This is a genomic window from Streptomyces sp. NBC_01477 (genome assembly GCF_036227245.1).
GTDB lineage: Bacteria > Actinomycetota > Actinomycetes > Streptomycetales > Streptomycetaceae > Actinacidiphila.
Genome location: NZ_CP109445.1, coordinates 611,564 through 633,962, shown reverse-complemented (window position 1 = coordinate 633,962; position 22,399 = coordinate 611,564). Strand labels below are relative to the sequence as shown.

At 71.7% G+C, this 22,399-nt stretch carries 17 protein-coding genes; 11 read left to right on the top strand and 6 right to left on the bottom strand.

The features are described from left to right. Positions 1–196: 196 nt before the first annotated feature. Positions 197–1,906: a purine-cytosine permease family protein gene (locus tag OHA86_RS02545; protein WP_329172067.1), complete on the bottom strand. Its 1,710-nt coding sequence runs from the start codon at positions 1,904–1,906 to the stop codon at positions 197–199. Positions 1,907–2,314: 408 nt separating this feature from the next. Continuing rightward, positions 2,315–3,424, bottom strand: coding sequence for a substrate-binding domain-containing protein (locus OHA86_RS02540; protein WP_329172065.1), 1,110 nt, complete (start codon positions 3,422–3,424; stop codon positions 2,315–2,317). A 113-nt stretch (positions 3,425–3,537) separates the two neighbouring features. On the opposite strand from OHA86_RS02540, the gene OHA86_RS02535 reads away from it, so the two are divergent. After that, a complete protein-coding gene (locus OHA86_RS02535) occupies positions 3,538–4,017 on the top strand; it encodes a MarR family winged helix-turn-helix transcriptional regulator (RefSeq protein ID WP_329172063.1) in 480 nt (159 codons plus the stop codon). 158 nt (positions 4,018–4,175) lie between these two features. Here the strand turns inward: OHA86_RS02535 and OHA86_RS02530 are convergent, their stop codons facing one another. Further along, positions 4,176–6,563 carry a phosphoketolase family protein gene (locus OHA86_RS02530; protein WP_329172061.1) on the bottom strand — a complete coding sequence of 796 codons (2,388 nt, stop codon included), beginning with the start codon at positions 6,561–6,563 and terminating at the stop codon, positions 4,176–4,178. Between the two features lie 184 nt (positions 6,564–6,747). On the opposite strand from OHA86_RS02530, the gene OHA86_RS02525 reads away from it, so the two are divergent. Beyond that, the gene (locus OHA86_RS02525) at positions 6,748–7,266 is read left to right on the top strand and encodes a signal peptidase II (protein WP_329172059.1); all 519 of its coding nucleotides are present in this window, start codon (positions 6,748–6,750) and stop codon (positions 7,264–7,266) included. A 35-nt stretch (positions 7,267–7,301) separates the two neighbouring features. Here OHA86_RS02525 and OHA86_RS02520 read toward each other — a convergent pair whose 3' ends face one another. Next, complete coding sequence (locus OHA86_RS02520; protein WP_329172057.1) at positions 7,302–7,571, bottom strand: hypothetical protein; 270 nt, start codon at positions 7,569–7,571, stop codon at positions 7,302–7,304. Positions 7,572–8,265: 694 nt separating this feature from the next. On the opposite strand from OHA86_RS02520, the gene OHA86_RS02515 reads away from it, so the two are divergent. The 5 genes from OHA86_RS02515 (at position 8,266) to OHA86_RS02495 (ending at position 15,967) form a co-directional block, all read left to right on the top strand. Then, on the top strand, positions 8,266–9,525 hold the full coding sequence (locus tag OHA86_RS02515; protein ID WP_329172056.1) for a cation:proton antiporter domain-containing protein: 1,260 nt from the start codon (positions 8,266–8,268) through the stop codon (positions 9,523–9,525). 287 nt (positions 9,526–9,812) lie between these two features. Then, the gene (locus tag OHA86_RS02510) at positions 9,813–11,405 is read left to right on the top strand and encodes an acyl-CoA carboxylase subunit beta (RefSeq protein ID WP_329172055.1); all 1,593 of its coding nucleotides are present in this window, start codon (positions 9,813–9,815) and stop codon (positions 11,403–11,405) included. Positions 11,406–11,624: 219 nt separating this feature from the next. After that, positions 11,625–13,517, top strand: coding sequence for a 2-oxoacid:acceptor oxidoreductase subunit alpha (locus tag OHA86_RS02505; protein ID WP_329182184.1), 1,893 nt, complete (start codon positions 11,625–11,627; stop codon positions 13,515–13,517). After that, complete coding sequence (locus OHA86_RS02500; protein WP_329172053.1) at positions 13,510–14,580, top strand: 2-oxoacid:ferredoxin oxidoreductase subunit beta; 1,071 nt, start codon at positions 13,510–13,512, stop codon at positions 14,578–14,580. The genes OHA86_RS02505 and OHA86_RS02500 overlap by 8 nt, the downstream gene beginning before the upstream one ends. Positions 14,581–15,190: 610 nt before the next feature. Continuing rightward, positions 15,191–15,967: a thioesterase II family protein gene (locus tag OHA86_RS02495; protein WP_329172052.1), complete on the top strand. Its 777-nt coding sequence runs from the start codon at positions 15,191–15,193 to the stop codon at positions 15,965–15,967. Positions 15,968–16,070: 103 nt separating this feature from the next. On the opposite strand, the gene OHA86_RS02490 is transcribed toward OHA86_RS02495, so the two are convergent. After that, the gene (locus OHA86_RS02490) at positions 16,071–16,934 is read right to left on the bottom strand and encodes an RNA polymerase sigma-70 factor (RefSeq protein WP_329172050.1); all 864 of its coding nucleotides are present in this window, start codon (positions 16,932–16,934) and stop codon (positions 16,071–16,073) included. Beyond that, positions 16,931–17,509, bottom strand: a complete 579-nt coding sequence (locus tag OHA86_RS02485) for a carboxymuconolactone decarboxylase family protein (protein WP_329182182.1) — start codon at positions 17,507–17,509, stop codon at positions 16,931–16,933. The genes OHA86_RS02490 and OHA86_RS02485 overlap by 4 nt, the downstream gene beginning before the upstream one ends. 195 nt (positions 17,510–17,704) lie before the next feature. On the opposite strand from OHA86_RS02485, the gene OHA86_RS02480 reads away from it, so the two are divergent. The 4 genes from OHA86_RS02480 (at position 17,705) to OHA86_RS02465 (ending at position 22,345) form a co-directional block, all read left to right on the top strand. Further along, positions 17,705–19,975, top strand: coding sequence for a rhamnogalacturonan lyase family protein (locus OHA86_RS02480; protein ID WP_329172048.1), 2,271 nt, complete (start codon positions 17,705–17,707; stop codon positions 19,973–19,975). Between the two features lie 85 nt (positions 19,976–20,060). Then, positions 20,061–20,864, top strand: a complete 804-nt coding sequence (locus tag OHA86_RS02475; protein WP_329172046.1) for a DUF4184 family protein — start codon at positions 20,061–20,063, stop codon at positions 20,862–20,864. A 153-nt stretch (positions 20,865–21,017) separates the two neighbouring features. Then, positions 21,018–21,605, top strand: a complete 588-nt coding sequence (locus OHA86_RS02470; RefSeq protein WP_329172044.1) for a sigma-70 family RNA polymerase sigma factor — start codon at positions 21,018–21,020, stop codon at positions 21,603–21,605. Then, entirely contained in the window at positions 21,602–22,345 is a 744-nt protein-coding gene (locus tag OHA86_RS02465; RefSeq protein ID WP_329172042.1) for an anti-sigma factor, read from the top strand. Before OHA86_RS02470 ends, OHA86_RS02465 begins: the two co-directional genes overlap by 4 nt. The last annotated feature ends 54 nt before the right edge of the window (positions 22,346–22,399 follow it).

Sequence of the window (22,399 nt, the reverse complement as noted above, 5' to 3'; positions counted from 1 at the left end):
GTAGTCCGATGAATGCGCCTGCTTCCCTGCATGGCTCCTCTGCGGCGTGCGGAAACGGGGCGCCGGACTGACGTAACATCGGATGACTGTCGTTCTAGACCATGCATGGCGACGGCGTAAAGACCCGTGACGCAACGAAAGTGCCGACCCGCGGACTGTCCGCGGGCCGGCACTTCGCCGTTGCTGCGCCGGGGCGTCACCCGGCGGCGGTCGTCGGCATCCCGAGGTCGACCGGGCCGCCGGCCCCGCGTGCGGCGGGCTTGCAGGCGTCGTGGCAGTCCTTGTCCAGGCTGCAGCACAGCGAGCAGATCGCACCGCTGTGGAAGGGGCAGCCCGCGATGTCGGGACGCTCGAAGTCCTCGGCGCAGACCACGCAGGTCATGGTCGCCGCCGACAGCAGGCCGTCCTCCCGGAACAGCGGCTCGGACTGGTCGTCGGTCCGCGCGATGTAGTAGCGGCCCTTGGTGGCCACCGCGAGCAGCGGCGACAGCACCATCGCCACGACCAGCGCGATGAACGGCGAGAACGCCTTGCCGTAGGCGCCGAAGGCGTGGAAGTACGCGGCGATGGACACCGCGGACGCCACCAGCATCGAACCGAAGCCCACCGGGTTGAAGTTGTACAGGTGCGCCCGCTTGAACTCGATGTAGGACGGGCTGAGCTTCAGCGGCTTGTTGATCACCAGGTCGGCGACGACCGCGCCGATCCAGGCGATGGCGACATTGGAGTAGAAGCCGAGCACGGTGTTGAGGAAGCCGAAGACGCCGCCCTCCATCAGGGCCAGCGCGATACCGACGTTGAGGAAGATGTAGACGACCCGGCCGGGGTGCCGGTGGGTCAGCCGGGAGAAGAAGTTCGACCAGGACAGCGAACCCGAGTAGGCGTTGGTCGTGTTGATCTTGATCTGCGAGAGGATCACGAAGAAGGTCGCCAGGCCGAGCGCGACCGGCGCGGCGAAGGTGTGGATACCGGAGACGTACTGCTGGATCGGCTCGTTGGCCTTGGCCAGGCCGATGTGCCCGGCGATGTAGAAGGCCAGGAAGGCGCCGCCGATCTGCTTGGCCGCGCCGAGCACCACCCAGCCGGGACCGGCCGCGAGCACCGCGCTCCACCATCTGCGGCTGTTCTCCGGGGTCTTGTCCGGCATGAAGCGCAGGTAGTCCACCTGCTCGCCGATCTGCGCGATCAGCGACAGCGCCACACCGGCGCCGGCGCCCACCCCGAGCAGGCTGACCGAGGAACCGGTCGGCGAGTTGCCCGCGAAGTGCGTGAACCGCGAGAAGGCGTGCGGGTCCTGGATCGCGATCGACACGAAGGGCGCCACCATCAGGACCAGCCAGACCGGCTGGGTCCACACCTGCATCGTCGACAGCGCGGTCATCCCGTAGAAGACCAGCGGCAGGATGATCAGCGCGCAGATCAGATAGCCCACCGCGAGCGGGATGTGCAGGCCCAGATCGAGTGCCTGGGCCATGATCGAGCCTTCGAGGGCGAAGAAGATGAAGGTGAAGCTGGCGTAGATGATGGACGTGAGGGTGGACCCGAGATAACCGAAACCGGCGCCCCTGGTCAGCAGGTCCATGTCGATGGAGTATTTCGCCGAGTAGTACGAGATCGGAATTCCGGTGAGGAAGATGGTGACCGCGGCGGCCAGAATCGCGATCAGTGCGCTGCTGAATCCGTGGGAGATCGCGATGGAGCCGCCGATCGCGAAGTCGGCGAGGTAGGCGATTCCGCCGAGTGCGGTGGTGGCCACCACGTAGGGCGTCCAGCGGCGGAAGGACTTGGGCGCGTAGCGCAGCGAGTAGTCCTCCAGCGTGGTGTTCTTCGTCCAGCCGTTGTAGCGGCGGGTCGTCGTACCGGTGGCGCCGTCGGGAGGCGCGGGTGTGTCGACCGTGTCCGTCACGAGAACTCCCTCTTCCGTCCGCAGGGTGCGTTCCGCTGCCAGGGACATGTCCTGGGCGGCGTTGGAAGAGTCCCGCCGGTGTGTTTCTCGGTGATGTCGGGCGCTTTAAAAGCGCGGCGCGTCTATTCGGGTGCGGGCGACGCGCGTAGACAAAAGGAAAGGCGGCGCAGGGAAAGCGCGGTAATCCGCTCGGCTGAATTCACGGCACACCCGCGATGCGGCGCCGGAATACGGCACGCCCGGAATGCGCGTGCGGCGGCGCCGGTGTACGGCCGGGATGCCGGTGCGGGCAGGCCCCCCTGGGGGCAGATGCTTCCCCTAGAAAGTATTTCCTGGGGAAGGTACTGTCAATGCCCGTGCGGCGCACGGCCGTTGCCCCGCCCGGTCGGCCAACCCCCGGAAGGGAGTTCACAGTTGCGCGACGACCGCGAAGTCGAAGATGTCCGCCCTGGCCAGGTACACCCGCTGGTCGAGATGGTTGCCGCGCAGCCGCAGGGCGCCGCGCGGACCCTCGTAGCCGACCGAGTCGCGCACCGCGTGCATGGCGCGTACGTCGAGCGAGCCCGCCCGCTCGGCCAGCGCGCCGAGCAGCCGCAGCCCCTCGAAGCAGGACTCGCCCAGGCTCCCCACGACCGGCGCGTCCACTCCGAAGCGGCGGGCGAAGCGCCGGCTGAAGTCCAGGCTCTCCGCGGTGGCCAGCGTCTCGAAGTAGCCGGCCGCCGCCCACAGTCCGGCGGTGCCGTCGGCGCCGCTGGCCAGCAGCATGTTCTCGTCCATATGGGTGCTCAGCCGCTGGCAGCGGGCCGGCAGGCCGTACGCGGCGAAGGCCCGGTTGAAGCGCACCGCGTCCGCGCCGACCAGCAGCATCAGCACCGCGTCGGCCTCGGCCCGCTCGATCCCCCGCAGCACGGGACCGAAGTCGGCGCTGCCCAGCGGCAGCAGGGCCTCGCCCACCGTCCGCCCGCCGCAGGCCCGCGCGTGCCGGCGGGCCGCGCCCGCGGTGACACGCGGCCACACGTAGTCGTTGCCGACCGTGAACCAGCGCCGTACGCCCGTCGCCTCGGCCAGCAGCCGCATGGCGGGCAGCAGATGGCGCCGGTCGGTCTCCCCGGTGAGGAAGACCCCCGGGGTGCGCTCGCCGCCCTCGTACTGCGCGGTGTAGACGTACGGCACCAAGTGCGCGATACGGGGCGCGAGCGCTCTGCGCACCGCCGAGATGTGCCAGCCGACCACCGCGTCCACCGCGCCGAGCCGCACCAGCGCCTCGACCTCCGCGGCCACCCGGTGCGGCGGCCCCGCGCCGTCCACCGGGACCAGCCGCACCGGCCGGCCCGCGACCCCGCCGACGGCGTTCAGCTCCTCCGCGGCGAGTTGCGCGGCCAGTTCGCAGGACGGGCCGAGGATGCCGCCGGGGCCGTGCAGCGGGACGACGAGCGCCACGGTGAGCGGCGCGTCCGGGCCGCCCGCGGGAGGGCGGCGGCGGTGCGGCGGTGGAAAGTCCGGCGGTTCCGGGAGCATGCGGCACCTCCGGAGGGCCGTGCGGGCACGAGGAGCGGTGACCCGGTCCCGGCGCCCTCGCAGAGACCTCTAATGTGGCCGAACAGTAGACCTGGGAAAGGACACCGGCAAACATGCCATCGGATCCGGCACGGCAGCCAGGGCAGGACCTCGCGCTCGTCCTGAGCCGCGCAGAACGCCTCATGGTGGCGCGGCTGTCGGAGCTGCTCGCGGCCGAGGACTGCTCGGTCGAGCAGTGGCGGGTGCTGAGCGCGGTGGCGGACGGCGGCGGACTCCCCATGACGGAGATCGCCGACTACGCGCTGATGCCCGCGCCCAGCCTGACCAAGCTGGTGGACCGGATGGTCGCCGACAACCTGGTCTACCGCAGGCCCGACCCCGGTGACCGGCGGCGGGTGCTGCTGCACCTGGCCGCCCGCGGCCGGATCCTGCACCAGCGCGCGGCCCACCGGGTGGCCGAGGACCACGCCCGGGTGCTCGCCGCGCTCGGTGAGAGCGCCGGCGGGCACGGCGACCGCGGCGGGCTCGCCGCGGCGCTCGCGCTGCTCGCCGAGGTCGCCGCCGACGCCCCGCGCGCCGACCTGCCCGGCTGACCGGCGCCCGCTCCTGCGCCCCGCCGCCCGCTCCTGCGCCCCGCCGCCCGCTCCTGCGCCCCGGCGCCCGGGACGCGTCACGCCGGTACGCCCACCGCCCGGGTACGCCTCCCGGACCGGACCGGACCGGACCGGGGCGGGGCGCGGCGCGGGCTCGCTCAGTCCTGCCAGGTCCAGTCGGCGACCTCGGGCAGGTCGGTGCCGTGCTCGCGGATCCAGGCGTGGTGCCGGAGCCGGACCTCCTCCATGCGCTGGCGCACCGCTGCCGCCATGACGGGCAGGCCGGGGACGCGGTCGATGACGTCCATGACGAGGCGGTAGCGGTCCAGGTCGTTGCGCAGAACCATGTCGAAGGGCGTGGTGGTGGTGCCGATCTCCTTGTATCCCCGCACATGCAGGTTGGCGTGGCCGGCACGGCGGTAGGCGAGCCGGTGGATGAGCCAGGGGTAGCCGTGGTAGGCGAAGATGACCGGCTTGTCGGGGGTGAACAGCGCGTCGTATTCGGCGTCGGCCATGCCGTGCGGGTGTTCCTCCTTGGGCAGCAGGCGGGCCAGGTCGACCACGTTGACGACCCGTACGCCGAGTTGGGGCAGGTGGTGGCGCAGGAGCTGCGCCGCCGCGAGCACTTCGAGGGTGGGGACGTCGCCCGCGCAGGCCAGCACGACATCGGGGCCGCGCCGGACGTCCTCGGTGCCGGCCCACTCCCACAGCCCGGCGCCGCGGGCGCAGTGGGCGCGGGCGGCGTCCATGGACAGCCAGTCGAAGCTGGGCTGCTTGCCGGCGACGACGACGTTGACGTAGTCCCGCGAGGCCAGGATGTGGTCGGCGACGGAGAGCAGGGTGTTGGTGTCCGGCGGGAGGTAGACCCGGACGACTTCGGGGGCCTTGTTGAGGACGTGGTCGATGAAGCCGGGGTCCTGGTGGGAGAAGCCGTTGTGGTCCTGGCGCCAGACGTGCGAGGTGAGCAGGTAGTTGAGCGACGCGATGGGGCGGCGCCAGGGAATCCTGCGGGTGGTGCGCAGCCATTTGATGTGCTGGTTGACCATGGAGTCGATGATGTGGACGAAGGCCTCGTAGCAGGAGAACAGGCCGTGCCTGCCGGTGAGGAGGTAGCCCTCCAGCCAGCCCTGGCAGGTGTGTTCGGAGAGGATCTCCATCACCCGGCCGTGCCGGTCCAGGTTCTCGTCCACCGGCAGGGTCTGCGCCTGCCAGGCTTTGCCGGTCGCCCCGTAGACGGCCTGGAGGCGGTTGGAGGCGGTCTCGTCGGGGCCGACCAGGCGGAAGTCGCGGCGGTCCGCGGTGTCGGCCATGACCTGTTCGAGCAGGTCGCCGAGGACGCGGGTGGGCTCGTGCAGGGTGGTGCCGGGCTTGTCGACGGGGACGGCGAAGCGCTCCAGAGCCGGAATCGGCAGGTCGCGCAGCAGCAGACCGCCGTTGGCGTGCGGGTTGGCGCCCACCCGGCGTTCGCCGGCCGGTACGCACGCCAGCACGTGCGGGCGCGGGCGTCCTGACTCGTCGAAGAGCTCGGCGGGCCGGTAGGAGTGCAGCCACTCCTCCAGTTGGCGCAGATGGTCCGGGTTGTTGCGGACTTCGGACAGTGGCACCTGGTGGGCGCGCCAGGTGCCTTCGACGGGGAGGCCGTCGACTTCGGCGGGTCCGGTCCAGCCTTTGGGGGTGCGCAGCACGATCATGGGCCAGCGGGGCCGTTCGGCTGCGCCCTGCTCGCGGGCGGCTTTCTGGAGGGCGGTGATGCGGTCGAGGGCGGTGTCCATGGCGTGGGCCATGGCCTGGTGGACGGTGGCGGGGTCGTGGCCGGTGACGTGGATGGGGTCGTGGCCGTAGCCGTGGAGGAGTTGGTCGAGTTCGGTTTGGGGGAGGCGGGCCAGGACGGTGGGGTTGGCGATCTTGTAGCCGTTGAGGTGGAGGACGGGCAGGACGGCGCCGTCGTGGACGGGGTCGAGGAATTTGTTGGAGTGCCAGGACGTGGCGAGTGGTCCGGTCTCGGCTTCGCCGTCGCCGATGACGCAGGTGACGAGCAGGCCGGGGTTGTCGAGGGCGGCGCCGTAGGCGTGGGAGAGGGCGTAGCCCAGTTCGCCGCCCTCGTGGATCGAGCCGGGTGTCTCCGGGGCGACGTGGGAGGGGACGCCGCCGGGGAAGGAGAACTGCTTGAACAGCCGGCCCATGCCCTCGGCGTCCCGGCTGACGTCCGGATACGTCTCGGTGTAGCTGCCCTCCAGCCAGGAGTTCGCCAGGACGGCGGGGCCGCCGTGTCCGGGTCCCCAGACGCAGATCGCGTCCAGGTCGCGGGCCTTGACCACCCGGTTGAGATGGGTGTGCACGAGGTTCAGGCCCGGTGAGGTGCCCCAGTGGCCGAGCAGCCGGGGTTTGATGTGCTCGGGGCGCAGCGGCTCGGTCAGCAGCGGGTTGGCCATCAGGTAGATCTGGCCCACCGCGAGATAGTTCGCGGCCCGCCAATGGGCGTCGAGCGCCCGCAGCTCGTCCTCGGACAGGGCCGCGGGCGGGCGGCTGGTGGACGCGTCGGGCATGGGGGACCTCCAGGTGGAGACGGTGTCGTCCGCACCAGCCTTCCCGCCCGCCGCCCGCGGCATCAGGGCCGTTCGGGGGGATATAGGGTAATTTGCCACGATGGGGGACGTCGGTGGCCGGGCGTACGCTCGACGGGACGGCGGTTCCGCCGCCGTACGGTCATGGACACGCAGGAGGCGGCCGATGCCGGGCAGGGGAGCGGTGCAGCGCGCGCTGTGGATCACGGCGGCGGCGGGACTCGCCCTCGACCAGGTCACCAAGGCGATCGCGGCGGTCGTGGTCGAGGGCCACCAGCCGAGCCACGCGCTCGGCGGCCTCGTCACCTTCACCGCCTACCGCAATTCGGGGGCCGCCGGCTCCTTCGCGCCGCGCGCGACGCTGGTCTTCACCGTGCTGGCGATCGGCGTGCTCGGCTTCATCATCCGCACGGCGCCCTCGGTGCGGTCCACCGGCTGGGCCGTCGGCCTCGGCCTGATCTTCGCGGGCGCGGGCGGCAACCTCTCCGACCGCATCTTCCGCACCCCGGGCTTCGGCCGCGGCGCCGTCCTGGACTTCATCCAGATCGGCCACTCGGGCATCTTCAACCTCAGCGACCAGTGCGTCACGGCGGGCGTCCTGACGGTGATGGTCCAGCTCCTGCGGGGCGTACCGCTCACCGCCGCCAAGGCGGAGACGACCGACCCGCAGGTCGGCTGCGGCTGACCGCACCCCCGCGCGGGCCCGGCCCGGGGCGCAGGTCAGCCGTTCGCGGCGGCGATCTGCGCCGCTTCCGCACTGTGTTCGGTCCGGGTCAGGGCGGCGGCCGCGGAACCGGTGGCCGCGCTCCCGAAGCCGCCACGGTCCGCCCGCGCCAGCCGGCCGCCGGTCAGGACGAGCCGCCCGCCGACCACCTGCTCCGCCAGGACTGCCCCGGCGACACCGAAGACAGCGGGCAGGGTCGCTTCGAGACGTTCGTGCTTCTGGTGTCTGCACACGAGGACCATGTCCTCGGTCGGCGTCAGTTTCACCCGGTCAGCCTACCCGCGGCACCTGACCGGCCCACGGTCAGCCGTCGTCCGCGCCGGTGTCGTCGGTCATCGCCCGCAGCAGCGCGGGCAGTCCGACGGCCAGCGCCTGGGCATTACCACCTCCGTGGGCTGCACCGAGCACCCCGATTGTTTCGCCGCCATTATGCAGTTGCTACGTACAACGAGAGGGACGTGTTCATATTATCCGACCCAAGTCGTCTCCCGGTCGGGATTCGCCGGGTCGTGAGTGCGCTGGGCCGCCGCCGTCCTGGCCAGCACGGAGAGGCACTTCCGCATGCGGGGACCGCCCGCCGGGGGAGCGGGCGCCGGGCCGGCCGAGCGGACGTGAACTCTCGTGTACGGCGTATTGCGGGCCGATGAGCGGCGTGCAAATAGCGTGGTGCATTCCGGAGTTCGCGGCGAGTTCCCGTCATGTTCTGTGCTGTGGGGGCGTTTTGCGCCGACTGGTACGAGTCGGTCGCCCCGCCCGCGCGCCCGCGGCCCCCAACTCCTGCTCGCGAACCCCTAGTCGCCTGCGTATCTGCAGGTCAGCGCCTTCCAGTCGGAATATAGACGCTCTATAGCCGACTCCAGCAGAATCAACCGGTGCTGAGTGGAATGACTGGCAAGGTTGTTCCGCGATGGCGATGTGCGGTGAAGCCAGATGCTCGGCGGCAACTGAGAGGGCCACGCAATGTCCAGTCATCAGGTGCAGTTGCTGTTTGCCGACCTCGCCTTGATCATGCTTGTGGCCCGCGGGCTCGGCTGGGTCGCCGCCCGGTTCGGGCAGCCGGTCGTGATCGGTGAGATCGTCGGCGGAATCCTGCTCGGTCCCACGATCCTGGGCGGCGCGGTCAACTCGCTGTTCCCGACCGGAGTGCGCCCGCTGCTGACGGGCATGGCCGATGTGGGCGTCGCGCTGTTCATGTTCACCGTCGGCCTGGAGATCGAGGCCCGCCATCTGCGCGGGCGCGGCTGGCTGACCTCCGGCACCGCGCTCGGCTCGATGCTGGTGCCGTTCTCGCTCGGCATCGGTCTGGCCTACTACCTGCTGCACGACCACGCGAACCACCGCCACGGCACCTTCATCATCTTCATCGGCCTGTCGGTCTCGGTGACGGCCTTCCCGGTGCTGGCCAGGATCCTCGCCGACCGCGGCCTGTCCCGGACCGCTCTGGGCGGTATCGCGCTGGCCGCCGCCGCCCTGGTGGACGTGCTGGCCTGGACCGGACTCGCCGGGGTGCAGGCGGTCGCCGCGGACGGCGGCCAGCACTGGCGGCTGGTCCTCGCCTTCCCCTACCTGCTCGTCATCGTCTTCGTCATACGCCCCCTCCTGCGCTGGCTGGTCGGCAACGGCACCGTGACACGGCCGCAGAACCCCAGCGCGGTGCTGGTGGTGCTGGTCGGCATCCTGCTGTCGGCGGCGGCGACCGAGGCGATGGGCCTGCACTTCATCTTCGGCGCCTTCATCTTCGGCCTGGTCACTCCCAAGGGAGAGGCGGTGCAGGCCTTCCACGTCGAGATCACCGACCACATCACCCGGATCAGCGGACTGCTGCTGCCGGTCTACTTCGTGGTCGCGGGACTCGGCGTGGACCTGCGGCACTTCGGCGGCACCCAGGCCAGCGAGCTGGGCGTCATCCTGGCGGTCGCGATCGCCGGCAAGTTCGGCGGCACCTACCTCACCGCGCGGCTGTTGCGGCTGCCGTCCCGGCCGGCCTGCGCACTTGCCGCGCTGATGAACACCCGCGGCCTGACGGAACTGGTGATCCTCGGCGTCGGCAAGCAACTCGGCCTGCTGGACGGCCCGCTGTACTCGCTGATGGTCGTGATGGCCGTCGTCACCACGATGATGACCGGCCCGCTGCTGAACCTGATCTACCGCGTTCCTGTCGAGGTGCCCGCGGCGCCCGGCGCCGGACGCCAGGAGGCCGAGAAAGTGGCGTCGGTCTAGGGCCTGTCGTGCGGACGAGGACCACGGACACAGCTCGCCGTGCTGCCCGTCGCGCTCCGCGACGGGCAGCCGCACGACCGGCGCGCCCCGATGCCCGCCGCGTACCCGTCGCCGCGCACCCGCGGCCACTCCGACCAGGAGCCGCGGGTACGCGGCGGCTTCGGGTTCCCGAACAGCGCCGGCGGCTGTGTCCGACCGGCAGACCTGTTGACGAGGAAGGCTAGGTGAGGGACGTGCAGCAGCACGGGACCGACAAGGACGCGGCTCGGGGAGGCGAGTGATTCACGATGACGATCATCGAGGACATCGTGCAGACAGCACCGGGCACCGGGGACCTGCGCGCCCGGGTCGCGGAACTGCAGGCCGTCCAGGAGCTGGCCCAGCAGGGGCCCGGCGCCCAGGCGACCGAGGCCCAGCACGCCAAGGGCAAGCTCACCGCGCGTGAGCGGATCGGCCTGCTGCTGGACGAGGGCACCTTCACCGAGGTGGAGCCCCTGCGGCGGCACCGGGCGACCGGGTTCGGGCTGGAGGCCAAACGGCCCTACACCGACGGTGTGATCACCGGCTGGGGCCTGGTGCACGGCCGTACGGTCTTCGTCTACGCGCACGACTTCCGGATCTTCGGCGGCGCGCTGGGCGAGGCCCACGCGACGAAGATCCACAAGATCATGGACATGGCCATCTCGGCCGGCGCCCCGCTGGTGTCGCTCAACGACGGGGCCGGCGCGCGGATCCAGGAGGGCGTCTCGGCGCTGGCCGGATACGGCGGCATCTTCCAGCGCAACACCCGCGCCTCCGGGGTGATCCCGCAGATCAGCGTGATGCTCGGCCCCTGCGCGGGCGGCGCCGCCTACTCGCCGGCGCTCACCGACTTCGTGTTCATGGTCCGCGAGACCTCGCAGATGTTCATCACCGGCCCCGATGTGGTGCAGGCCGTCACCGGTGAGCTGATCACCCAGAACGGCCTGGGCGGCGCCGACGTCCACGCCGGGGTGTCGGGCGTCTCGCACTTCGCCTACGACGACGAGCAGACCTGCCTCGAAGAGGTCCGCTACCTGCTCTCGCTGCTGCCGCAGAACAACCGCGAGACGGCCCCGGAGGAACCCGCCCACGACCCGGTGGACCGGCGCTGCGAGCGGCTGCTCGACCTGGTGCCCGTCGAGGGCCAGCGGCCCTACGACATGCGCGCGGTCATCGAGGAGATCGTCGACGACGGCGAATACCTGGAGATCCACGAGCACTGGGCCACCAACATCATCTGCGCCCTGGCCCGCCTCGACGGCCACACCGTCGGCATCGTGGCCAACCAGCCGCAGTCCATGGCCGGCGTCCTGGACATCCACGCCTCCGAGAAGGCCGCGCGCTTCGTCCAGTTCTGCGACGCCTTCAACATCCCGATCCTCACCCTCATCGACGTCCCCGGCTTCCTGCCCGGCGTCGGCCAGGAGCACGGCGGCATCATCAGGCACGGCGCCAAGCTCCTGTACGCCTACTGCAACGCGACCGTCCCGCGCATCTCCCTGGTGATCCGCAAGGCCTACGGGGGCGCGTACATCGTCATGGACTCCCGCTCGGTGGGCGCCGACCTGTCGTTCGCCTGGCCGTCGAACGAGATCGCGGTGATGGGCGCGGAAGGCGCGGCCAACGTCATCTTCCGCCGGCAGATCGCCGACTCCGACGACCCGGACGAGACCCGTGCGGAGATGGTCAAGCAGTACAAGGACGAACTCATGCACCCCTACTACGCGGCCGAACGCGGCCTGGTCGACGACGTCATCGACCCCGTGGACACCCGCGACATCCTGGTCCGCTCGCTGCGCATGCTGCGGACCAAGCACGCCGATCTCCCGGTGCGCAAGCACGGCAACCCGCCGCAGTGAACGCACCCGGCGGGGCGGCAGCCGACCGCCCCGCGCCACGCCGGCCGGCCGCGGTGCCCACCGCGGTCCGGCGCCAGGATCCGTACCGGCCCGCGCCGGAACCCCAGTCGGGGCCGGCCGGTACACCCAGTGCTGCCCAGCGGGGGCAGCTACTGCTTCAGGAGGCCCAGTAACGTGACCAGCCAGGTCGAAGAGGCGGAGCACTCGCCGGACGCCACCGTGTCCGACGAACAGATCAGGACCGCCAAGAAGGTCCAGCGCATGGACCGGGTGATCATCCGGTTCGCTGGTGATTCCGGTGATGGTATGCAGCTTACGGGTGATCGTTTTACGTCGGAGACGGCGTCGTTCGGTAATGATTTGTCGACGTTGCCGAATTTTCCGGCGGAGATCCGGGCGCCTGCGGGGACGTTGCCGGGGGTGTCGTCGTTCCAGTTGCATTTTGCGGATCATGACATTCTGACGCCGGGGGATGCGCCGGATGTGCTGGTCGCGATGAATCCGGCGGCGTTGCGGGCGAATCTGGGTGATCTGCCGCGGGGTGCGGAGATCATTGTGAATACGGATGAGTTCACGCGGCGGGCGATGGGGAAGGTGGGGTGGGCGGTCAGTCCGCTGGAGGACGGGTCGCTGGCGGGGTTCGCTGTGCACCGGGTGCCGCTGACGACGCTGACGGTGGAGGCGCTGAAGGACTCGGGTCTGGCGCGGAAGGATGCCGAGCGGGCGAAGAACATGTTCGCTCTGGGGCTGCTGTCGTGGATGTACCACCGTCCGACGGAGGGTACCGAGGCGTTCTTGCGGCGGAAGTTCGCGAAGAGGCCCGATATCGCCGAGGCGAATGTGGTGGCGTTCCGGGCGGGGTGGAATTTCGGGGAGACGACGGAGGATTTCGCGGTCTCCTACGAGGTCGCGCCGGCGTCGTCGGCGTTCCCCGCGGGGACGTACCGGAACATCTCGGGGAATCTGGCGCTGTCGTACGGGCTGATCGCGGCGGCGAAGCAGTCGGGGCTGCCCCTGTATCTGGGGTCGTATCCGATCACGCCGGCGTCGGACATTCTGCACGAGCTGTCGCGGCACAAGAATTTCGGGGTGCGGACGTTCCAGGCGGAGGACGAGATCGCGGCGATCGGTGCGGCGCTGGGTGCCGCGTTCGGCGGGTCGCTGGCGGTGACGACGACATCGGGGCCGGGCGTGGCGCTGAAGTCCGAGACGATCGGGCTGGCCGTGAGCCTGGAGCTGCCGTTGCTGGTGGTCGACATCCAGCGGGGCGGGCCGTCGACGGGCCTGCCGACCAAGACCGAGCAGGCCGATCTGCTGCAGGCGATGTACGGCAGGAACGGTGAGGCGCCGGTGCCGGTGATCGCCCCGGCCACCGCGGCGGAGTGCTTCACCGCCGCCCTGGAGGCCGCCCGGATCGCGGTGGCCTACCGCACCCCGGTCTTCCTCCTCTCCGACGGGTACCTCGCCAACGGCTCCGAGCCGTGGCGGATCCCCGACGTGTCCGAGCTGCCGGATCTGCGGGTGGAGTTCGCCTCGGGCCCGAACCACACCACCGCCGAGGGCACGGAGGTGTTCTGGCCCTACCTGCGCGACCCGCAGACCCTCGCACGGCCCTGGGCGGTACCGGGCACCCCCGGCCTGGAGCACCGGATCGGGGGGATCGAGAAGCAGGACGGCACGGGCAACATCTCCTACGACCCGGCCAACCACGACCTGATGGTCCGCACCCGGCAGGCGAAGATCGACAACATCACCGTCCCCGACGTGCAGGTCGACGACCCCTCCAACGCCGCACGCACCCTGGTGGTCGGCTGGGGCTCGACCTACGGGCCCATCACCGCGGCCGTGCGGCGGATCCGCACCGCCGGCGGCCGGATCGCCCAGGCCCACCTGCGCCACCTCAACCCCTTCCCCGCCAACCTCGGCCAGGTCCTGCGCTCCTACGAGCGCGTCATCGTCCCCGAGATGAACCTCGGACAGCTCGCGCACCTGCTGCGCGCCGAATACCTGGTCGACGCACAGTCCTACACCCAGGTCACAGGCCTGCCCTTCAAGGCCGAGCAGCTCGCGGCGGCCATCGCGGTCATCATGGAGGAGAACACCGATGTCTGAGGCACTGGCCCTGGTCCCCAAAGCCGCCGCGAAGCAGTCGATGAAGGACTTCAAATCCGACCAGGAAGTCCGCTGGTGCCCCGGCTGCGGCGACTACGCCGTCCTGGCCGCCGTCCAGTCCTTCATGCCCGAACTCGGCCTGGCCCGCGAGAACGTCGTCTTCATCTCCGGCATCGGCTGCTCCTCACGCTTCCCGTACTACATGAACACCTACGGCATGCACTCCATCCACGGGCGCGCCCCCGCGATCGCCACCGGCCTCGCCACCTCCCGCCGCGACCTGTCGGTATGGGTCGTCACCGGCGACGGCGACGCCCTCTCCATCGGCGGGAACCACCTCATCCACGCACTGCGCCGCAACGTGAACCTCAAGATCCTGCTCTTCAACAACCGCATCTACGGCCTCACCAAAGGCCAGTACTCCCCGACCTCGGAGACCGGCAAGATCACGAAGTCCACACCGATGGGATCACTCGAAGCACCGTTCAACCCGGTATCGCTGGCCATCGGCGCGGAAGCCGGCTTCGTGGCACGCACGATCGACTCCGACCGCAAGCACCTGCAGTCCGTCCTGCGCGCCGCCGCCGACCACCCCGGCACCGCACTGGTCGAGATCTACCAGAACTGCAACATCTTCAACGACGGCGCCTTCGACGCACTCAAGGACAACGCCACCGCGACCGAGGCGGTCATCCGCCTCGAACACGGACAGCCCATCCGCTTCGGCACACCCGCCGCCGACGGACTCGGCTCCAAAGGCGTCATCCGCGACCCCGCCACCGGCGACCTGACCGTCATCGACATCACCCGGACCGGCACCGGCACCGATCAGATCCTGATCCACGACGCGACCGCACCCAACCCGGCCACCGCGTTCGCCCTGTCCCGCCTCGCCGACCCCGACACCCTCCACCACACCCCCATCGGCATCATCCGCAACACCCAACGCCCCGTCTACGACACCGACATGGCCCACCAACTCGACCAGGCCGTCACCCAGCACGGCGAAGGCGACCTCACCACCCTCCTCACCGGCCCCGACACCTGGACCGTCCCCGCCTGACCCCACCCCGGGGGGCGCCCCACACCACACAGGGTGCCCCCAGGGGCGCGAGGAACCGCGCGCCCAGCCCCCACCCACCGTCACGTGCGAACAGACCGCACCACCCCAGGGGCACGAGGAACGGCGCGCGCAACCCACCACCCACCGTCACGTGCGAACGGACCGCACCACCCCAGGGGCACGAGGAACGGCGCGCGCAACCCACCACGACCGTCGTGTGACGACGACCGCCACCACCCCAGGGGCGCGAGGAACGGCGCGACCAGCCCCCACCGGGGCACGGGTCGCCACCGACCCAACGGGGCAGATCGGTCCGCCCCGGACCACCGGCCGGTGACCGGCTGAGCGCGCAGTTCCCCGCGCCCCCGGTAGGCACCCCCCTGCCAAAGGGAACCGCACACCCCCCGCGCCCCCGGTAGGCACCCCCCTGCCAAAGGGGAACCGCCAAACCCCCGCCCGGGGGGCGTACCCCTGCCGAAGGGGAACCGCCACACCCCCGGGGGCGTACCAACTGCGGCAGGGTGGGCGCCCAGGTGGGGGCCCGCCAGGGCAAGGGGGCCGGGGGGCATAGGATGCCCGGGGATATGACGGGGCGTCATAGACCACGACCGTGAGGGACACCGTGGCACCTACCACCGGCGCCGTACGCCGCTTCCACCCGCTCGAGGGAGCGCCCGCGCGCCTCATCTGCTTTCCGCACGCCGGCGGCGCCGCCGGCTTCTTCCGCCCGCTCTCCGCCGAGCTGCGGCAGCGGGCCGACGTGCTGTGCATGCAGTATCCGGGTCACCAGGACCGCTACCGCGAGCCGCTGCTCGACGACATCGCCGCGCTCGCGGACGGCGCCGCCGAGGACCTGGCGCCCTGGCGCGGGGAGCCTCTCGCGCTGTTCGGGCACAGCATGGGCGCCCTCGTCGCGTACGAGGTCGCGCGGCGGCTTGCGGCCGACGGCGCCGGGCCCGTACGGCTGTTCGCGTCCGGGCGACCGGCACCCTCGGTCTACCGCGAAGGCCATCGGCACGGCAAGAGCGACGACGAACTGCTCGCCGACATCCGGGCGCTGGACGGCACACCGCCGGAACTCCTCGCCGACGAGGAGGTGCTGCAAGTGGTGCTGCCGGTGCTGCGCAGCGACTACCGGGCGGTGGCGAACTACCGGCACCCGCAGGGCGCCCGACTGGTGTGCCCGGTCACCGTACTCACCGGGGACACCGACCCGCGGGTGACGGCCGAGGAGGCGCGGGCCTGGACGCGGCACACCGCGGCCGACTGCGAGGTGCGCACCTTCGCGGGCGGCCACTTCTTCCTCGCCGAGCACTGGCCCGAGATCGGCCGCCTGGTCCTCGACCGCCTCGCCGCCGCCCCGCAGCCGTCCGGGACCGGCGGCTGAGAGCATCCGCCCGCCGCCCGGGAACGACCGCGGGCGGCCCGGGCGGCCCGGGCGGCGGAAGAACCGCCCGGACCACCCCCAGGACGCCGGCGCGGCGGCCCGCTTATCTGGCGAGCTCGGCGGGCACGTCGAGCCACGCCAGCTTCTGCGGGTTCCGCACCGCGTAGATCCTGGTGATCAGCCCGTCCTCCACCACGAGGCTCACCGCCGACGCCTCGCCGTCGAGTTCGATCCGGCCCGCGGGCGCGCCGTTGAGCCACACGGCCGCGGTCGAGAACGCGGCCACCCGGTTGGCGCGCGCGAGCACCGCGGCCACCGGTTCGCTCCCGTGCAGCGGAGCCAGCGCCGCCGCCACCACACCGCCGCCGTCGGCGATCAGGACGACGTCCGGCGCCATGACCGCCAGCAGCTCCTGCAACTGCCCCGTTTCGAGGGCGGCCAGGAACCGCTCCACCACGGCCTGCTGCTCCGACCGGCTGACCCGCACCCGCGGCTGCCGGGCCGCCACGCGCTCGCGGGCCCGCCGCCCGATCTGCCGCACCGCGGCCGCGGACTTCCCGATGACCTCGGCGATCTCGCCGTACGGCAGCTCGAAGACCTCGCGCAGCACGAACACCGCCCGCTCGGTCGGACCGAGCGTCTCCAGCACGGTCAGCATCGCGATCGAGACGCTCTCCGCGAGTTCGACGTCCTCCGCCACATCGGGGCTGGTCAGCAGTGGCTCCGGCAGCCACTCCCCGACGTAGTCCTCACGGCGGCGGGAGACCGTACGCAGACGGTTGAGCGCCTGCCGCGTGACGACCCGGACGAGGTAGGACCGCGGGTCGCGCACCTGGGAGTGGTCCACGGCCGACCACCGCAGCCAGGACTCCTGGAGCACGTCCTCCGCGTCGGTCGCCGACCCGAGCATCTCGTAGGCGACCGTGAAGAGCAGGCTGCGATGGGCGGCATAAGGATCCTCGGTCATGCCGTCGACGCTACGCCGGACGTCCGGGAGGGCGCCGCCAGCGGAATTCCGCACGCGGCGGAGAAGCCCTGCGACTCGATCCCGAGCGACGCGTTGCTCCTGGTCGCGAAGTTGGCGAAGCCGATGTAGACGGTCAGCTCGACCATCGCCGCCGGGCCGAGCCTGGCCAGCAGTCCCGCCGACAGCTCGTCGGTGACGGTCGGCGGGGTGTTCGTCATGGCCTCCGCGTATTCCATGACGTCCCGCTCCAGGGGTGTGAACACCTCCGACTCGCGCCAGCGCGGCACCTGGCTGGCCTTGGCCAGGTCCAGCTCGTTGTTCCGCGCCATGAAGTAGCCGATGTCCAGGCACCAGCTGCAGCCGACCTGGGTCGCGACGGCCATGTGCGCGAACGACTTGAGGCTCTCGTCTGCCGCGCCCCACCCGCCCGCGCTGCTTCCCAGCGCCTGGGCCGCCCGGGCGACCGCGGGGCTGTGCCACATCACCTCGACGGGCTCGGGCACGGCGCCGAGCTGCTGGATCATGCCCTCGCTCAGCTCGGCGGGGAGCTGGGCCTTCGGAACGCGTAGCGCCATGGTGTCCTCCTGGAAGTTGTGCTTGTCCGGCATGAAGACACCGCACGACCCCGCGGGCGTGACACCTCGCGCCCACCTCGGTCAGAAACGCGGCAGCAATCCCGGGGAAACCGTTGACCACAACGTGGGAGCGCTCCCATGATGGCTCCCGGGTCAGTCGAGCCGTTCTCCTTCCCCCCACCTCTGGAGGATCCCATGACCACCCGTCGGAAACGCGCGCGCCGCCGCGCCTGGGCGGCGTCGGTGGCCGGTGCGCTCATCGCGGCCGGTACCACCTGGGCCGTGCAGCTCCCGGCCGGCGCGGCGCCCGCCGCGGCGGGCTGCGGTGTCGACTACACCGTCAGCAGTGTGTGGCAGGGCGGGTTCGGCGCCGACGTGAAGATCACCAACTTCGGTGACGCGCTGTCGTCGTGGAGCCTGAAGTGGACCTTCGCGCCGGGACAGACGGTGACGCAGGCGTGGAATGCCGACGTGACCCTCAACAGCAGCCAGGTGACGGCGGCCAACGTCAGCTACAACGGCTCGATCCCGAGCGGCGGTTCGGCGTCCTTCGGCTTCAACGGAGCCTTCTCCGGCTCCGGTACGCCCACCGCCCCGTCCTCCTTCAGCCTCAACGGCGTGACCTGCACGGGCGGTACGGCCACGACCCCGCCCACCACCACCCCGCCCACGACGCCCCCCACCACCCCGCCGACCTCCCCGCCGGCCACCGGCCAGGGCCGCCAGGTCGAGAAGCTCGACCGCGGGGTGATCTCGGTACGCAGCGGCTCCGGCAACCTCGTGTCCTGGCGCTGGCTCGGCACCGACCCCGACACCGTCGCCTTCAACGTCTACCGCGGCGGCACCAAGGTCAACCCAGCGCCGCTGACCGGCGCGACGGACTACCTGGACGCCGGCGCCGCGGCCGGCTCGGCGTACACCGTGCGGGCGGTGGTGAACGGCACCGAGCAGGCCGCGTCCCCCGCCTCGCTGTCCTTCGCCGACGGCTACCACGATGTGCCGATCTCACCGCCGGCCGGCGGCACCACGCCCGACGGTGTCGCCTACACCTACACGGCCAACGACGCCTCGGTCGGCGACCTCGACGGCGACGGCCGGCTCGACCTCGTACTGAAGTGGTATCCGACCAACGCCAAGGACAACTCCCAGTCCGGCTACACCGGCGACACCATCCTGGACGGCATCACGCTGGACGGCACCCGGCTGTGGCGGATCGACCTGGGCCGCAACATCCGCTCGGGCGCGCACTACACGCAGTTCCAGGTCTACGACTACGACGGCGACGGCAAGGCCGAGGTCGTCATGAAGACCGCCGACGGATCGGTGGACGGCACGGGGAAGGTGATCGGCAGCGCGAGCGCGGACTACCGCAACTCCTCGGGCTACGTGCTGTCGGGACCTGAATTCCTGAGCGTCTTCAACGGGCAGACCGGCGCGGCGATGCAGACCGTGAACTACGACCCGCCGCGCGGCACCGTCTCCTCCTGGGGCGACAGCTACGGCAACCGGGTGGACCGCTTCCTGGCCGGCACCGCCTATCTCGACGGCAAGCGCCCGTCGATCGTCATGGCCCGCGGCTACTACACCCGTACCGTGATCGCCGCGTGGGACTGGCGGGACGGCAGGCTCACCGAGCGCTGGCGCTTCGACAGCAACGACTCGGGCAACAGCTCCTACGCCGGCCAGGGCGACCACCAGCTCGTCACGGCCGACCTCGACGGCGACGGCAAGGACGAGATCGAGTACGGCTCCATGGCCGTGGACGACAACGGCGCGCGGCTGTGGAACACCGGCCAGGGCCACGGCGACGCCCTGCACGTCGGCGACCTCGACCCCTCCCACCCGGGCCTGGAGGTCTTCAAGGTCGACGAGGACACCTCCAAGCTCGCCGCCTGGTTCGCCGACGCCAAGACCGGCAAGATCCTCTGGTCGAACCCCAGCTGCGGCTGCGACAACGGCCGGGGCGTCTCGGACGACGTCTACGCCGGCAGCCCCGGCGCCGAGTCCTGGTCGTCGGGTGTGAGCGGCCTGTACAGCGCCGCCGGCCAGAACATCGGCCGCAAGCCCGGCTCGGCGAACTTCCTGGCCTGGTGGGACGGCGACCCGGTCCGCGAACTGCTGGACGGCACCCACATCGACAAGTACGGCACCGGCTCCGACACCCGGCTGCTGACCGCATCGGGCGTGCACTCCAACAACGACACCAAGGCGACGCCCTCGCTCTCCGGCGACCTCTTCGGCGACTGGCGCGAGGAAGTCGTCTGGCCCACGACCGACAACCGGGCCCTGCGGATCTACGCCACCCCGAATCCCACCGACCTGCGGATCACCACCCTGCTGCACGACACCCAGTACCGCACCGCGCTCGCCTGGCAGAACACCGCCTACAACCAGCCCCCGCACCCCGGCTTCTTCCTCGGCAACGGCATGCCGACCCCGCCCCGCCCCCAGGTCTACACACCCTGACCCCGGCTCGCGGCGGCGACACCGGACGGGGGGACATCCTGTCCCCCCGTTCGCCGCGCCGGGCCCGCCCCGGGAAGATGGCAGCATGCCGTTCACACTCAGTCATCCCGCCGCCGTGCTGCCGATGCTGCGCGGCGGGCGGCCCCGCGGTCCGCTGGTGGCCTCGGCTCTGGTCGCCGGGTCGCTGGCGCCCGACGTCCCCTTCTTCGCCGACTCCCTGGTGCACGGCACCTTCGGGTTCGGCGAGTTCACCCACAGCCCGCTCGGCGTGGCCACCGCGGACGTGGCGATCGCGGCTGCGCTCGCCGCCGGCTGGCACTGGCTGCTGCGCGAGCCGCTGGTGGCACTGCTGCCCGGCAGGTGGGCGGACGCCGCCGACGCGGTCACCGCGCCGACCGGGCGGACCGCGGGCCTGGCCGGAGCCGGCCGTTTCGCGCTGTCCGCGGCGGTCGGCGCGGCGACCCATGTGGCCTGGGACGCGTTCACCCACGGCGGCCGGCTCGGCGCCCGCCTGCTGCCGGCGCTGAACCGCACGGTGCTGGGCCGCCCGCTCTCCTACGACCTCCAGTTCGGATCCTCGGTGCTGGGCCTGGGCGTCATCGGCTGGTACGCGGTGCGCACGCTGCGCTCGGCCCCCGCGCAGGCCCCGCCCCGGATGCGGCTGTCGGCCCGTACCAGGGCCGCGGCGACGGTCCTGGTGGGCGCGGCGGCGACGGCCGGGGCCGCCGCACGGCTGGCCCGCTGGGACCACGGCCCGCTGCGCACCGCCGGGCTGCTCGACCTCATACCGGCCGTCGCCTTCGGCGGTGGCGCCGGCGCCGTCGTGGGCCTGGCCTGCTACGCGGCCGTGGCCCGCACCGCGCTGGGGCGCCGCAGGGGCACGGCCTAGGAACCGGCCCCGGCTCGCCCCGCGCCCGCCGCCGCGCGTACGGTGACGGTCCGGCTCCGTACCCGGCGGGAAAAGAATTTCCCGTCCCGACCAATCCGTACGAGCCGCGGCGTCGAAACCCCCGTGACGACGTTCCCGTCCGGAGGTGTGCCCATGCGCGCGGTGGCCCGCGACACAACACCGGCCCCGCACAGCGGTGCCCTGGAGAATCTGCTGGACCGGGTGTCCCGTGGCGACCGGGAGGCCTTCGAAGGCGTGTACAACGCGGTGGCCGGCTCGGTGCTCGGCCTGGTGCGCCGGGTGCTGCGGGACCCGGCGCAGTCCGAGGAGGTCGCCCAGGAGGTGCTGGTCGACGTGTGGCGGTGCGCCGCCCGCTTCGACCCCGGGCAGGGCAGCGCCATGGCCTGGATCATGACGCTGGCGCACCGCAGGGCCGTGGACCGGGTCCGCTCCTCGCAGGCCGCGGCCGACCGCGAGCACAAAGCGGCGGTACGCGACCACAGCCCGGCCTTCGACGAGGTCAGCGAGCAGGTCGAACGCCGGCTCGAACGCGAGCAGGTCCGCCGCTGCCTCGGCGGGCTCACCGAGCTCCAGCGCGAGTCCGTCACCCTGGCCTACTACCGCGGCTGCACCTACCGCGAGACCGCAGACCTGCTCGGGGTCGCCCTCGGCACGGTCAAGACCCGGCTGCGGGACGGCCTGATCCGACTCCGTGACTGCCTGGGGGTGACCTCCGCATGACCGTCGCCGACCTGCACACGCTCACCGGCGCGTACGCGCTGGACGCACTGTCGCAAGGGGAGGCCGAGGACTTCGCCCGGCACCTGGCCGTCTGCCCGTCCTGCGCCCAGGAGGTCGCCGAACTGCGGGAGACCGCGGCCCGGCTGGCGCTCGCGGTGGCCGTGGTCCCGCCCGCCGGGCTGCGCGCCCAGGTGATGGCGGCGGTGCCCGGCGTACGCCAGCTGCCGCCGCACCCGCACACCGCCGTGGTGCCCGCCCACCCCCGGTGGCGGCGCCGGCTGCCGCATCTGGCCGCCGCCGCGTGCCTCGCGGCCGCTGTCGCGGCGGGCGCGGTGGCGGTGGACGCCCAGCACCGGGCGGACCGGCAGCGGGACCGTACCGCGCAGGCCGAGCAGCAGACCGCCGCGCTCGGCGCGCTGCTGGCCGCGCCCGACGCCACCACCCACGCGGGCGCCGTCAAGGGCGGCGGCAGCGCCACCGTCGTGGCCTCCCGGCAGCTCGGGCGGACCGCGCTGTTCTACCACGGGCTGCCGCGGCTGTCCGACTCCCGCGTCTACCAGCTGTGGTACAGCCGCGGCGGCACGATGGTGCCCGCGGGACTGGTCGGCTCCGGCCGGCCCGACGGCGCCGCCCTGCTGGCCGGCAGCGCGCAGGGCGCGTCCGGCGTGGGCGTGACCGTGGAACCGCAGGGCGGCTCACGGACGCCCACCGGCGCGCCGGTCGTACTCCTGGCGCTGTGATCCGGGGCACCCCGCGCGGACCAATCCGCGGGCGCCCCGGCTTCGAACGAGCCA